Raw genomic sequence first — 12817 nt, forward strand, 5'->3', positions numbered from 1 at the left:
GATCATGGAAAAGTAACGGCAGACGGTAAATACTGTCTGTATCAATGGCTGAAATAACGGCTTTTTCAGTGAGATTGGAAAACAGGGCGATTTTGGCGCGATGATCTTCCGGGATCGGGCGGTCTGCCCGACACAACAGAACATCGGGCTGAATACCAATAGCGCGCAGCTCGCGCACCGAATGCTGGGTCGGCTTGGTTTTCATTTCACCAGCCGAGGGCAGATAAGGGACCAGGGTCAGGTGCATGAACAGGGTATTGCCGCGCCCTTCTTCCACGGCCATCTGGCGGATGGCTTCCAGGAACGGTTGAGATTCAATGTCACCCACTGTTCCACCGATTTCCACCAAAGCCACATCCGCATCACTGGCACCAATACGAATCCGGCGTTTAATTTCGTCGGTCACATGGGGAATAACCTGCACGGTGCGGCCCAGATAATCACCACGACGTTCTTTTTCAATCACTGTCTGATACACCAGACCGGTCGTGAAATTGTTGCGCTTGGTCATGCGGGTCGAAATGAAACGCTCGTAGTGACCGAGATCCAGATCAGTTTCCGCACCATCTGCGGTGACAAACACCTCGCCATGCTGAAAAGGACTCATGGTACCCGGATCGACGTTAATATACGGGTCCAGCTTCATCATGGTTACTTTGAGCCCGCGTGCCTCCAGCAACGCAGCAAGAGCCGCGCCGGCGGCACCCTTGCCCAACGAAGAAACCACACCACCAGTAACGAAAATGTATTTGCTCATAGGTCTCGACGTGCACGCGCTTGATGCTGTGCATGGTAGCCAATTCGGACCTAAGGCACAACGCGAACAATAAACAGGAAGGGAGAAACAGGAGGGTCTGGTAACCGGGCCCGCTGTAGCAGACCCGATAGGTACATTTTTCGGACCCCTTGTTACAGGGTAGCCATATCAATGACAAAACGGTATTTAACGTCGCTTTTCAGCATCCGTTCATAGGCCGTGTTGATGTAGTCCATGGGAATTATTTCAATGTCCGAACCAATTCCGTGTTCTGCACAGAAATCGAGCATTTCCTGGGTTTCCCGAATACCACCGATGAGCGAGCCCGCCAGCTGACGACGTTTGAATATCAGGTTAAAAACTTCCGGAGAAGGATGTGGCTCGGCGGGAACACCCACCAGCGTCATGGTGCCATCCCGCTTCAACAGGCTCAGGAAGGCATCCAGATTGTGGGAAGCTGCCACCGTATTGAGGATAAAATCAAAACTGTTGGCCTGCTCAGCCATCTGTTTGGGATCCGTGGAAATACAGACCGCATCCGCGCCCAGTCGTTTACCATCTTCGATTTTACCGGGCGAGGTCGTAAATAAAACGACATGAGCCCCCATCGCATGGGCCAGTTTGACGCCCATATGACCCAATCCACCCAAGCCAACAATGCCCACTTTTTTACCCGGCCCAACCTGCCAATGACGTAACGGCGAGTAAGTGGTGATGCCCGCACAAAGCAAGGGGGCCACACTGGCCAGATTTTTCTCGTCATGGCGGACTTTCAGTACAAAAGACTCCTTGACGACCACACTTTGGGAATAACCCCCAAACGTATTCTCTCCGCCAAATACCGGACCATTATACGTTCCGGTAAAACCATTCTCGCAATATTGTTCTTCACCCTCATCACAGGAGCTGCAATGCCCGCAACTGTCCACCATACAACCAACGCCTGCAAAATCACCTACTTTGAAATTTTTGACCTGATCACCGACAGCTACCACCCTGCCGACAATTTCATGACCAGGCACTGAGGGATAAATGGTGTTTTTCCACTCATTACGGGCTGTGTGCAAATCAGAATGGCAGACACCGCAGTAAAGAATCTCAATTTTGACATCATTCGGACCAGGCTGACGTCTTTCAATCTCATGCGGGGCTAAAGGGCTGGTAGATGATTGGGCTGCATAGGCTTTCGTCATAATATCTCCTTGAATCACTTATCGTGTGTACTTAACTGCCATCTGCCGACAAAGGCAGATGGCCCGTCTTGACCAGAATCAGGCAACCTTCCTTGCTGAAAGGCTGGTGGGTACTCCAATGGGGACTCCGCATCCAGGTTCCGGCGGGGTATTCGCCGTACTCATCGGCAAATGTTCCTTCCAAGACCAGTATTTCTTCACCACCATAATGACGATGTGCCTGAAAATAAGTTTCCGGCTGCCAGCGTACCAGCGCGGTATGCTCTCCCTCAAAGTCAGCCAGGGGGAGTACCGTGAGACCATCTACCAGACCGGATGACCAACGCGCCTGAGCCATGTTGACACGTACCGGCTGCAGATCCCGGGGATTGAAGTGGCGCAACTTCACAAAGAGGATGCAGCCCTCATCTGAATAAGGGGCATGGGCAGAACCAGGAGGATTACGCAGATAAGTCCCGGGACCATGAATTCCTGTCTCATCGGAAAACGTCCCCGTCAGAACAAAAATTTCTTCACCCAGAGGGTGTTGGTGTTCTGGAAAATGGGCACCGGGAACATAACGCACCACGGAAGTCGCACGGGCTGCTTCCTCCCCGTCCCGCTCCAGCAAACGACGCTGAACGCCCTCTGCCGGAGAACCCTGCCAGGGTAAGTCCGGGGTGTAAATGACCACCGTTTTGGACCAATCGGTATTGAGCTGCATCACTATCTCCTGTTATTACATACCGTCTGGTTGGTATAAATTTTAGGAAATAGCGACCCAAACGTCAAGTCGCGGAGGCTTAGACCAGGGGCAACCACCAGGCCAGCATCAACAGGGTCATAATCAACACGGGTGGAGTGATAAGCAGACCGGTTTTCATATATTGACCCCAACCTACGGTTACGCCCTTACGACTGAGCACATGCAACCAGAGCAAGGTAGCCAGACTGCCGATGGGGGTAAACTTCGGCCCCAGATCGCAACCGATGATGTTGGCATAAATCATTATCTCCCGGAGCATGGGATCTGCTGTGACCGGGAGATGATGAATAGCCAGCGCACCCACCAGTACTGCAGGCATATTGTTCATGATGGAAGACAGCAGTGCGGCCATGAAGCCGGTGCCCAGAGCCGCCACTACGGGGCCATGGCTGGCAAAATCATGGAGCGCTATGGTGACATAATGGGTCAGTCCGGCATTGCGTAAACCATAAACCACCAGGTACATGCCCAGACTGAACACCACAATGGCCCAGGGAGCGCCGCGCAGCACCTTGCGCACCGGAATTTGTGCATCGCGCCCCCCCTGCAACCAGCGACCAGCCAAAGCCAACATGATCAAGGCCCCGGTTCCGGTGACTACCGACACGGGTACATTCCAGTGCGCCGTCACAAAATAGGCTACCAACAATAAGATAAGCACCGGAAAACTGGCACGAAATACCAGATGATCTTTAATGACCGTCGCCGGATCCGGCAAATGCGCCGTAGGATAGCTGCCCGGCACACTACGCCGGAAATACAGCCAGAGAACCGCCAGAGTGGAAAGCAATGCCACTATATCAACGGGCACCATGACGATCGCATATTGTGAAAAGGTAATATTAAAGTAGTTGGCGCTGACAATGTTCACCAGGTTGGAAATCATCAGCGGTAAGCTGGTGGTATCGGCGACAAAGCCAGTAGCAATAATAAAAGCAAAAGTCGCTGTGGGAGAAAAATCCAGACGGAGCAAAATGGCCATCACAATGGGCGTCAACAAAAGAGCGGCGCCATCATTGGCAAAAACCGCAGCAATACAGGCACCCAACAAGACAATCAGGACAAAGAGCAAGCGACCGCGTCCCCCGCCCCAACGCGCTACATGCAGGGCTGCCCAGTGGAAAAATCCGGCCTCGTCCAGAATCAGGGAAATGATAATCAGGGCTACAAAGGTAAAGGTGGCATCCCAGACAATATGCCAGACAATAGGAATATCGCTCCAGGTAATGACGCCCGTTGCCAGGGCAACGACCGCCCCGCCCATGGCGCTCCAGCCTATGCTCAGGCCTTTGGGTTGCCAGATGACCAAAATCAGGGTGACGAGAAAAATGACTACGGCCAGCATGGGGCTATACTCCAGACAATTGGAAAGTGACGTTAGTCTTGACGAGGCGTTGATACTTGTCAATACTACAAGAAATGTTCGTGGATAGAATGATGGAAATTTCAAAAGAAACGGAAAATATTGTTCAGCAACTGGAGTCGCTAGCCTCTCCCGTGCGCCTGGAAATTTTTCGCCTGCTCGTTGAACAGGAGCCCACAGGACTGGTTTCCGGTGATATTGCCGAACATCTGGACCAACCCCACAATGGTATCTCCTTTCATTTGAAAAGCCTTCAACATGCCGGTCTGGTTACGGTGCAACGCGAGGGTCGTTATCAACGCTATCGGGCTGACATGAGAGTAGTTCGGGCATTAGTCGCCTATCTGACAGAAAATTGCTGTCGTGGTACCCGGAATTGTTCTTTACCCCAACCTGCAGATCTGCCACTTGACGAGGAAATACTGAATGAAAACTCCTGAAATCCTGTTCCTTTGCACCGGAAATTCCTGTCGTTCCATTCTTGCAGAAGTCACCATGAACGGACTGGCCGATTCACGTCTACACGCAACCAGTGCCGGAAGCCATCCTGCGGGTTATGTTCATCCGCGTTCGATACAGCTTCTCCAGCAGGAGGGGTTTGCCACGGAAGGCCTGAGCAGCAAATCCTGGGATGAACTGAAAACCACGCCGGACATTGTCATTACTGTTTGTGCCAGTGCTGCTGGCGAGGCCTGCCCCGCCTACCTCGGGCCTGCCATCCGCGCACATTGGGGGGTGGAAGATCCGGCCAAGGCCACCGGCAGCGAGGCAGAAATTGATGCGGCTTTTCAAACGGCATACCGTATTCTCCGGCACCGCATTGAAGCCTTGCTGAAATTGCCTGTTGCTGAATGGCTCGAAAAAGATCCCACTCAGTTAAGGCAGGAACTGAATCGCATTGGCACCATGGAGCCCTGAGTACATGGATACAGCCAATCAGAACCCAGTGATGATTCCTGCTGCCCAGGAATTTCATCTCAGTTTCCGGGTCAGCGACCTGGCTGAAAGCACCCGTTTTTACGAGCACTTTCTGGGGGTCGCGCCCAAGCAAAGCACGGCACGCTTCAGCACATTCATCGTCCCGCATTTGTGCCTGAATCTCGTTATTCTGGTGAATGACCGGGGAGAAGCGCTGGATACTTATAGTCTTTATCATGTGGGGCTGGGTGTGAAAGACCGGGCGGCAGTCATCGAAAGCTATCATCGCGCCATGGCGGCGGGTGCCGAAATTGTTAAGCCACCCCGCACTACCTGGCGCGGAATGCCTCTACATGAACTTTGGCTGCGGGATCCCACGGGCTACAACATTGAAGTGTACGCCCGCCTGACTGATGCGGAACTGGCAGAAATGCCTGCTGATCAGGAGCCTTTTTTCCTGGTGCCAGGCACTAAACCGAAATAAAACGCCTGATTTATCATAAATCTAAAAACGGAAGTTGCCGTGGGTGCTTTGCTGCGACTTTTGTTTTGAGCCGTTGTTGTTCCTGGCGAAATCCTGCGCCCGTCAGGAGAGCTGTCTGAGCCCAAAGGGCGAGTTCTCTCCTGACAGCAGGATGAGCCCTGGAACAACAGGCGAGGAACAACGGAGCAAAAAGCACCCACGGCAACTGCCGTTTTTTGGATGAATGATCTAACCGGTCTGGTATTAGTCTTCTAACAAAGACACTTCCAGATCGGTACCCAGAAGACGGGTTTCCAGTTTTTTAATTTCGTCCCGTAATGCTGCCGCCTGTTCAAATTCCAGATTGCGTGCATGGCGGAACATTTTCTCTTCCAGCTCCTTGATTTTTTTGGCAACTGCTTTCGGATCATTGAGCAGGCGATAAGTGCTGTTTTTCTCTGCCACCTTCGCTGCAGGTTGGGCGTTACGTCGATACACGCCCTCAATAATATCAGCTACCGGCTTCACAATGCCTTTGGGGGTAATATGGTGGAGCTCATTAAAATGCACCTGCTTTTCGCGGCGGCGATCTGTCTCTGCCATGGCCGCCGTCATGGATTTGGTGATCTGATCCGCATACAAGACCGCTCGACCGTGCAAATTCCGGGCTGCGCGGCCAATGGTCTGAATCAACGAGCGCTCCGAGCGCAGAAAGCCTTCCTTGTCTGCATCCAGAATCGCCACTAACGCCACTTCGGGCATATCCAGTCCCTCACGCAGCAGGTTAATGCCAATCAGCACATCAAAAACGCCTGCGCGTAAATCCCGAATAATTTCCACCCGTTCAACTGTTTCAATATCTGAATGCAAATAGCGGCATTTGATACCCAAGTCGTGCAGATAGTCGGTCAAGTCTTCTGCCATACGCTTGGTCAGGGTGGTAACCAGAATGCGCCAGCCACTGCGGATGACTACATGGATTTCACTGATCAAGTCATCGACCTGGCCTTTTGCCGGGCGTACCTCCACGAGCGGGTCCACTAATCCGGTAGGCCGCACCACCTGCTCGACAATCTGCCCGGAGTGCTCCATTTCATAGGGTCCGGGAGTTGCAGAAATCATGATGGTCTGGGGCATGAGTGCTTCAAACTCAGGAAACATCAGGGGTCTATTATCCAGCGCAGAAGGCAGGCGGAAGCCATATTCCACAAGGGTTTCCTTGCGGGAGCGATCCCCCTTGTACATCCCCCCGAACTGGGGCACAGTGACGTGAGATTCATCAATAAACAGTAAAGCATTGGGTGGCAGGTAATCCATCAAGGTAGGCGGTGCCTGCCCGGCGCTTCTTCCCGATAAATAACGGGAATAGTTTTCAATACCCGAGCAGTATCCCAACTCTGCCATCATTTCCAGATCAAAACGGGTACGTTGCTCCAGACGTTGGGCTTCTACCAGTTTGTTGGCCTTGCGGAGATCTTCAAGACGCTGCCGCAATTCATCCTTGATACTGTCCAGCGCTTCCAGAATTTTCTCCCGGGGGGTCACATAATGGCTTTTGGGATAAATGGTATAGCGCGGCAAACGCACAATGGTTTTCCCCGTGAGCGGATCAAAAAGCGAAACCCGTTCAATTTCCTCCCCGAATAATTCCACCCGCACTGCTTCGTCTTCACTTTCTGCGGGCCAGATATCAATCACATCGCCGTTAACCCGAAAGTTACCGCGTTTCAGTTCCAATTGGTTACGGGTGTACTGCATTTCTGCCAGCCGCTGAAGAATCGCACGCTGATCCATGAAATCGGATTCGCGCAAATGCAAAATCATGCCATGGTAAGAAGCAGGATCACCCAGTCCGTATATGGCCGAGACCGTCGCCACAATAATGACGTCAGGCCTTTCGAGCAGAGCTTTCGTCGCGGAAAGGCGCATCTGCTCAATATGGTCATTAATGGAAGCATCTTTTTCAATAAACGTGTCCGAAGACGGGACATAGGCCTCCGGCTGATAATAATCGTAATAACTGACAAAATACTCGACGGCGTTATGCGGAAAAAAACTGCGCATTTCCGCATAGAGTTGCGCCGCCAGCGTCTTGTTGGGGGCCATGATAATAGCCGGGCGCTGAGTCGTGGCAATGACGTTGGCAACTGTAAAAGTCTTCCCGGAGCCGGTCACCCCCAGGAGAGTCTGGAAAAATTCTCCATCCGTCAGCCCCTGAACCAACTGACGAATCGCCTCCGGCTGATCGCCCTGGGGCGAAAAGCGGCTTTCCAGAATAAGGCTTTTGTCCATTGGCCACTCCACGGGTTACATTTTGGTTAATAAACGGCAGATCGGCGCCCTTCCCTGATCACGATGCCTACTTTACAATATGCAGCTTGTACAAACATCTGTTGTTTGTTCATGCGCCTGTAGCTCAACTGGATAGAGCAACGGCCTTCTAAGCCGTAGGTCAGGGGTTCGAGTCCCTTCAGGCGCACCATAAAAATCAATTTGTTATGAAAATATATAGCTTCCTGTTTGTGCAGTTTCGTGTTTTTTGTCCCCCTATGGTCCCCTTTTGCAAAACATTAGGCGGCCGCTGCGGATGATTCCTTAACCTGAAACGGAATCGGCGCACCCGAAGAAAATTCCCTGCATCCGAAGATCTAGTGAAATTTAAGGGCCGATCTTGGACTGCGTCAAAGTCAATTTGAATCTACTATGTTTATTCATAGAGCATGGGAGCACGAGCATGAATCAGACCAAAATTCAGAAGTGGGGGCACAGCATGGCTCTACGCATACCTGCCACGACCATACGGAGTTGGGGCGTCGGCGAGGGTCAAGCCGTCTCATTGAATATTGAAAACGGCGCACTGGTAGCACGACCAACACAAAAGCGTTACACCCTGGACGAATTGCTATCTCAATGTGACTTTACTCAGCCCATAAGCGCCGAAGAGCGCGAGTGGATAGATGCGCCGTCAGCAGGAATCGAAGAAATTTGATGCGGTGGCCACGGCGAGGGGAGATTTGGCAGGCAAACCTCAGCCCGACATCAGTCCGTGAACAGCAAGGTCATCGTCCCGTGCTGATCGTATCGAGAGAAGCCTTCAATCGCTCTGGCCTGGTTTGGGTCTGCCCTATCACTCAAGGTGGCAATCAAGCTCGATTCGCGGGCTTTGCAGTCTCTTTGATGGGGTCTGGAACTAAAACACAGGGAATAGTGATGAGTAACCAATCCCGCACCGTTGATCTTATGGCAAGGGACGGAAAATTTGTCGAGATGGTCCCAGAGTCCATAGTCAACGAAGTGATAACCAAGATACAGGCCATTTTGGAATGACAAAATGAGTAGACTCACCGTACAACCCGCCGAAAAACGATGGAAAACGGATCAGTGACGCCAGCCACCGAAATGATTCACTCTCGTTTACTGAAGTAGCCGCATATTCAGGAAAGGATTCCCCTATTTTGAATTGCGCGTATTCCACTTTTTCTCCTGTGACCATCATTCTCAACGTCATCATGAATTAGAGCAGTCGTGTATCGTGCAGCCCCATTCTTCCCCATTTTTTCCAGTTCCCCCAAGGGATGCTCTGATGCCAGTGACGATGGGCTAAGCGGCGCAGGCCTTGGTGTTTGAGCCATACCTGCCGTCTTAAGGTGCAACCCCGGTGTCCCGTATCAACATAACGGCCAGATGCACACGACCTGGAGCTGGAGGCACCAGGCAGGTGTTTCCTGCAATAACCGGCATAGCGATGCGCCTTAAAGCGCGTTTGAATGTGAACAAAAGCGAATGGACTATTGTGCGGTCCGCATTTTCTGTGTGCTCTCACAGCTATTTTCGCCATCCTTCTGCCCGCCATGCCATGTCGGGTATTTAACGGCCTGATTAATAATCAGGATTGCAGGAATGCCTCACTCACTCACTCAACGCCGATCTTGAACGCTTACGCACCGCGCTGGTAGATAAAACCCGGCAGATTGAGCGCCTGCAGGCCTCGGCGCAGGAAATCGATAAGCTCGTATCAAAGGACACTCCATGACCAGATTGAACCGCGTCACCCTCAAACAACATCACCGTGTGCAGTCATGGTTTGGATGCAAATGTCCGGGTAATATCATGTGCCGGGAGAGGGCTGTAGGTCAGGGGTTCGAGTCCCTTCAGGCGCACCATAAAAATCAGCTCAAGACGAATGACTCCCACGGCGTCTGTTCATCCGCCGGCTGCGGATTTGCCAAAGGGTCAGCACCAAACCCACTGCTACGTATATAATCCCGGCAAAGAAGAGAACCAGAGGAGGATGCACGGCGATCAGGGCGACAACCAAAACGACAATAATAGCCAAAGCAAAAGGAACACGCCCGTGCAGGTCAAAGTCCTTGAAACTGCGAAAACGGACGTTACTGACCATCAGCAGCCCCAGAACATAGACCAATCCCAAGGCGATATATTCACTGATCTGAGTCAGCCAGGGATACCCCTCGCCAACGGCCACCCAGACCAGACTGGCCAGAACGGCTGCCGCAGTGGGGATTGGCAAGCCCTGAAAGTAGCGTTTTGAAGCACTATGCACCTGGGTATTGAAACGCGCCAGACGCAAGGCCCCACAAGCCGTATAAACAAAAGCACCCAACCAGCCGAATTTGCCGAAATTCTGAAGCCCCCAAAGCAGCACCAGAATAGCTGGAGCCAATCCAAAGGCGATGACATCGGCCAGTGAATCATATTCTGCACCAAAAGCACTTTCCGTGTGGGTCATCCGGGCAACCCTGCCGTCAAGACCGTCCAGAATCATGGCAATGAATATGACGATTGCGGCGGTACGATAATGGCCATGAATAGACGCAACAATGGAATAAAAACCGGCAAAAAGACTGGCTGTCGTAAACAAATTGGGGAGTACATAAACGCCCCGCCGGGGATACCGGGGATTCATGTTATGGACCCAGGCAAAGTAGCCAGACACTGCGCGCCGGACCGCACCCTCTCACCAATCCGCACCTGAACTTCCGTATCCAGTGGTAAATAGGTATCTACCCGCGACCCGAAACGAATAAAACCAAAACGCTGACCGGTGGCCACGTCATGATCGTTATGGACATAGCAGACAATGCGCCGGGCCACCAGGCCCGCTACCTGCACCACGGTGACATCATGTCCCCCGGGAGTTTTCACCCAAATCGCATTCCGTTCATTTTCCAGTGAGGCCTTGTCCAGGGCGGCATTAAAAAATCTGCCCGGGAAATACCAGACATTTTGTATACGTCCACTGACCGGCATGCGATTGACGTGTACATCAAACACATTCATAAAAATACTGATCTTAAGCGCTGGCCGCGACAGGTAAGGATCATCGACCTGCTCAATGGCAATCACCCGACCATCCGCCGGACAAAGGACAGACCGGGAGGACAAATCCGGTAACGGCCGACGCGGGTCCCGAAAAAACTGCAGACTGAACAAAAACAACAGATAAAAAATAGCCGGGAGGAGCAACCACCAACCCGTCAAAAAAATCTGCAAGACAATGGCGATGATCAGAAAGGCGAGCAGAAAAGGCCAGCCTTCACGCGCCAGAACAGGATATGGATAGTCAGTTTTCATGGGCGGAGCGTATCAGGACCGGAGCCATGAGAAAAGGGCGAACACCCAAGGCAAAAGACTTGCCCAAGAGAATTCACCCTTTTTCAAAAGTGCAAACAAATTTAGTTGCGTGAACGGTCCACAATCCGGTTCTGACCAATCCAGGTCATCATGGAACGCAGCTTGTTGCCCACCACTTCAATAGGATGCTCAGCACCTATCCGGCGCATGGCCTGCATGGTCGCCTTGCCAGCCTGATTTTCCAGAATGAATTCCCTGGCGAACTGGCCCGTCTGGATTTCGGTGAGGATTTTCTTCATCTCGGCCTTGGTGTCAGCATTCACCACACGCGGGCCACGGGTGAGGTCGCCATATTCTGCCGTGTTGGAGATGGAGTAACGCATGTTGGCAATACCCCCCTCGTACATCAGATCGACAATCAGCTTCAGCTCGTGCATACACTCAAAATAGGCCATTTCCGGCGCATATCCTGCTTCGACCAGCGTTTCAAAACCGGCCTGTACCAGGGCCGTGGCGCCGCCGCAGAGTACCGCCTGCTCACCAAACAAATCGGTTTCGGTTTCTTCACGGAAGGACGTTTCGATGACACCAGCGCGGGTACCGCCATTGGCCTTGGCATAAGCCAGAGCAATGTTGGTGGCGTTGCCACTGGCATCCTGATGCACAGCAATCAGACTGGGCACCCCACCTCCCTGGGTGTAAGTGGAACGGACCAGATGGCCGGGACCTTTGGGTGCCACCAGGAAGCAGTCGAGATCGGCGCGGGGATGAATCTGACCGAAATGCACGTTAAAGCCGTGTGCGAATACCAGTGCCGCACCCTGTTTGATTTTGGGCGCAATTTCATCGCGATACAAAGCGGCCTGGCCTTCATCCGGCGTCAGAATCATGACCACATCGGCGCTGGCCACCGCTTCACCGACCTCTTTCACTTCCAGACCGGACTTGACGGCCTTGTCCCAGGAAGTGGAGTCCTTACGCAGACCCACCACTACGGAGACCCCGGAATCCTTGAGATTCAGCGCATGGGCATGGCCTTGTGAGCCGTAACCAATGATGGCCACTTTCTTTTTCTGGATAAGGGCCAAATCAGCATCGTTATCGTAATAAACTTTCATGTAAACCTCTGCGTATGTACAAAAAATGAATAATAATCAGGAAAATCAGATAGCCTTGGCCCCACGGCTGATGGCGCTGGCGCCACTGCGCACCACCTCAATGACCATACCCGGGTCCAGAGCGTGAATAAAGGCATCCAGCTTGTCACCAGGACCGGTAAGCTCAATGGTGTAAGAGCGATCGGTGACATCAATGATCCGCCCCCGGAAAATATCCGAAAGCCGCTTCACCTCTTCGCGATCAGGGCCGACAGCGTGAACCTTGATCAGCATCAGCTCGCGTTCAATGTGTGGTCCCTCACTGAGATCATGCACGCGAATCACTTCAACCAGCTTGTTCAACTGTTTGAGTACCTGCTCCATGATTTCTTCGGAACCGCTGGTGGCCACAGTCATGCGCGAGATGCTGGCATCATGGGTTGGCGCTACCGTCATGGCTTCAATGTTATAACCCCGCGCCGAAAATAAACCCGCCACCCGCGACAAGGCACCCGCTTCGTTTTCCAATAAAATAGAAATGATATGGCGCATGCTTACACCAGGATCATTTCAGAAAGTGCCGCACCAGCAGGCACCATGGGATAAACATTCTCCTTGGCATCCACGCGGAAATCCATGAATACCATACGATCCTTGAGGCGTAAGGCTTCGCGGATGACTGGCTC

General features: G+C 52.3%; 14 protein-coding genes and 1 tRNA gene. 6 read left to right on the forward strand and 9 right to left on the reverse strand.

All coding sequences use genetic code 11. The features are described from left to right. The 4 genes from pyrG to AC2VLY_RS06865 all read right to left on the reverse strand — a co-directional run. Window positions 1-757 (reverse strand): CTP synthase (pyrG, locus tag AC2VLY_RS06850; protein WP_486921988.1); only part of this gene is annotated, 757 nt, incomplete at its 3' end. Window positions 758-909: 152 nt separating this feature from the next. Next, on the reverse strand, window positions 910-1950 hold the full coding sequence (locus AC2VLY_RS06855; RefSeq protein ID WP_486921989.1) for an NAD(P)-dependent alcohol dehydrogenase: 1041 nt from the start codon (window positions 1948-1950) through the stop codon (window positions 910-912). A gap of 31 nt (window positions 1951-1981) precedes the next feature. Then, window positions 1982-2653: a cupin domain-containing protein gene (locus AC2VLY_RS06860; RefSeq protein WP_486893186.1), complete on the reverse strand. Its 672-nt coding sequence runs from the start codon at window positions 2651-2653 to the stop codon at window positions 1982-1984. 79 nt (window positions 2654-2732) lie between these two features. Continuing rightward, entirely contained in the window at window positions 2733-4040 is a 1308-nt protein-coding gene (locus tag AC2VLY_RS06865; RefSeq protein ID WP_193649612.1) for an arsenic transporter, read from the reverse strand. 89 nt (window positions 4041-4129) lie between these two features. Here AC2VLY_RS06865 and AC2VLY_RS06870 point away from each other — a divergent pair, with 89 nt between their 5' ends. Genes AC2VLY_RS06870 through AC2VLY_RS06880 form a run of 3 tightly spaced genes read left to right on the forward strand, consistent with a single transcriptional unit; the run spans window position 4130 to window position 5460 of the window. Beyond that, complete coding sequence (locus AC2VLY_RS06870) at window positions 4130-4498, forward strand: ArsR/SmtB family transcription factor (RefSeq protein ID WP_486921990.1); 369 nt, start codon at window positions 4130-4132, stop codon at window positions 4496-4498. Beyond that, complete coding sequence (locus AC2VLY_RS06875; protein WP_193649610.1) at window positions 4485-4976, forward strand: arsenate reductase ArsC; 492 nt, start codon at window positions 4485-4487, stop codon at window positions 4974-4976. Before AC2VLY_RS06870 ends, AC2VLY_RS06875 begins: the two co-directional genes overlap by 14 nt. A gap of 4 nt (window positions 4977-4980) precedes the next feature. Beyond that, window positions 4981-5460, forward strand: coding sequence for a VOC family protein (locus AC2VLY_RS06880; protein WP_193649609.1), 480 nt, complete (start codon window positions 4981-4983; stop codon window positions 5458-5460). A 243-nt stretch (window positions 5461-5703) separates the two neighbouring features. Here the strand turns inward: AC2VLY_RS06880 and uvrB are convergent, their stop codons facing one another. Beyond that, complete coding sequence (gene uvrB, locus AC2VLY_RS06885; RefSeq protein WP_486921991.1) at window positions 5704-7731, reverse strand: excinuclease ABC subunit UvrB; 2028 nt, start codon at window positions 7729-7731, stop codon at window positions 5704-5706. Window positions 7732-7844: 113 nt separating this feature from the next. Here uvrB and AC2VLY_RS06890 point away from each other — a divergent pair. From AC2VLY_RS06890 to AC2VLY_RS06900, 3 genes are all read left to right on the forward strand, one after another. Next, window positions 7845-7921: transfer RNA gene (locus AC2VLY_RS06890), tRNA-Arg, on the forward strand. A 252-nt stretch (window positions 7922-8173) separates the two neighbouring features. Continuing rightward, window positions 8174-8428 (forward strand): AbrB/MazE/SpoVT family DNA-binding domain-containing protein, encoded by a 255-nt coding sequence (locus AC2VLY_RS06895; RefSeq protein ID WP_193649607.1) that lies wholly within the window; start codon window positions 8174-8176, stop codon window positions 8426-8428. Beyond that, window positions 8428-8766, forward strand: a complete 339-nt coding sequence (locus tag AC2VLY_RS06900; RefSeq protein ID WP_193649606.1) for a type II toxin-antitoxin system PemK/MazF family toxin — start codon at window positions 8428-8430, stop codon at window positions 8764-8766. The genes AC2VLY_RS06895 and AC2VLY_RS06900 overlap by 1 nt, the downstream gene beginning before the upstream one ends. 847 nt (window positions 8767-9613) lie before the next feature. On the opposite strand, the gene pssA is transcribed toward AC2VLY_RS06900, so the two are convergent. From pssA to ilvN, 4 genes are all read right to left on the reverse strand, one after another. Next, window positions 9614-10366, reverse strand: coding sequence for a CDP-diacylglycerol--serine O-phosphatidyltransferase (gene pssA, locus AC2VLY_RS06905; protein WP_193649605.1), 753 nt, complete (start codon window positions 10364-10366; stop codon window positions 9614-9616). After that, a complete protein-coding gene (locus AC2VLY_RS06910) occupies window positions 10363-11034 on the reverse strand; it encodes a phosphatidylserine decarboxylase (protein WP_075323108.1) in 672 nt (223 codons plus the stop codon). The genes pssA and AC2VLY_RS06910 overlap by 4 nt, the downstream gene beginning before the upstream one ends. 101 nt (window positions 11035-11135) lie before the next feature. After that, window positions 11136-12152, reverse strand: coding sequence for a ketol-acid reductoisomerase (ilvC, locus tag AC2VLY_RS06915; protein ID WP_300251962.1), 1017 nt, complete (start codon window positions 12150-12152; stop codon window positions 11136-11138). A 45-nt stretch (window positions 12153-12197) separates the two neighbouring features. Beyond that, window positions 12198-12683, reverse strand: a complete 486-nt coding sequence (ilvN, locus tag AC2VLY_RS06920; protein ID WP_075323110.1) for an acetolactate synthase small subunit — start codon at window positions 12681-12683, stop codon at window positions 12198-12200. Window positions 12684-12817 lie beyond the last annotated feature (134 nt).

The organism is Acidithiobacillus sp. TH-A36, from assembly GCF_057473445.1.

What these genes read in the sequence shown, in the direction of transcription:
- AC2VLY_RS06870 (WP_486921990.1), top strand. Translation starts at nt 4,130, where the DNA reads ATGATGGAAATTTCAAAAGAAACGGAAAATATTGTTCAGCAACTGGAG.
- AC2VLY_RS06860 (WP_486893186.1), bottom strand. Translation starts at nt 2,653, where the DNA reads ATGCAGCTCAATACCGATTGGTCCAAAACGGTGGTCATTTACACCCCG.
- uvrB (WP_486921991.1), bottom strand. Translation starts at nt 7,731, where the DNA reads ATGGACAAAAGCCTTATTCTGGAAAGCCGCTTTTCGCCCCAGGGCGAT.
- pssA (WP_193649605.1), bottom strand. Translation starts at nt 10,366, where the DNA reads ATGAATCCCCGGTATCCCCGGCGGGGCGTTTATGTACTCCCCAATTTG.
- AC2VLY_RS06895 (WP_193649607.1), top strand. Translation starts at nt 8,174, where the DNA reads ATGAATCAGACCAAAATTCAGAAGTGGGGGCACAGCATGGCTCTACGC.
- AC2VLY_RS06875 (WP_193649610.1), top strand. Translation starts at nt 4,485, where the DNA reads ATGAAAACTCCTGAAATCCTGTTCCTTTGCACCGGAAATTCCTGTCGT.
- ilvC (WP_300251962.1), bottom strand. Translation starts at nt 12,152, where the DNA reads ATGAAAGTTTATTACGATAACGATGCTGATTTGGCCCTTATCCAGAAA.
- ilvN (WP_075323110.1), bottom strand. Translation starts at nt 12,683, where the DNA reads ATGCGCCATATCATTTCTATTTTATTGGAAAACGAAGCGGGTGCCTTG.
- AC2VLY_RS06865 (WP_193649612.1), bottom strand. Translation starts at nt 4,040, where the DNA reads ATGCTGGCCGTAGTCATTTTTCTCGTCACCCTGATTTTGGTCATCTGG.
- AC2VLY_RS06910 (WP_075323108.1), bottom strand. Translation starts at nt 11,034, where the DNA reads ATGAAAACTGACTATCCATATCCTGTTCTGGCGCGTGAAGGCTGGCCT.
- AC2VLY_RS06855 (WP_486921989.1), bottom strand. Translation starts at nt 1,950, where the DNA reads ATGACGAAAGCCTATGCAGCCCAATCATCTACCAGCCCTTTAGCCCCG.
- AC2VLY_RS06900 (WP_193649606.1), top strand. Translation starts at nt 8,428, where the DNA reads ATGCGGTGGCCACGGCGAGGGGAGATTTGGCAGGCAAACCTCAGCCCG.
- AC2VLY_RS06880 (WP_193649609.1), top strand. Translation starts at nt 4,981, where the DNA reads ATGGATACAGCCAATCAGAACCCAGTGATGATTCCTGCTGCCCAGGAA.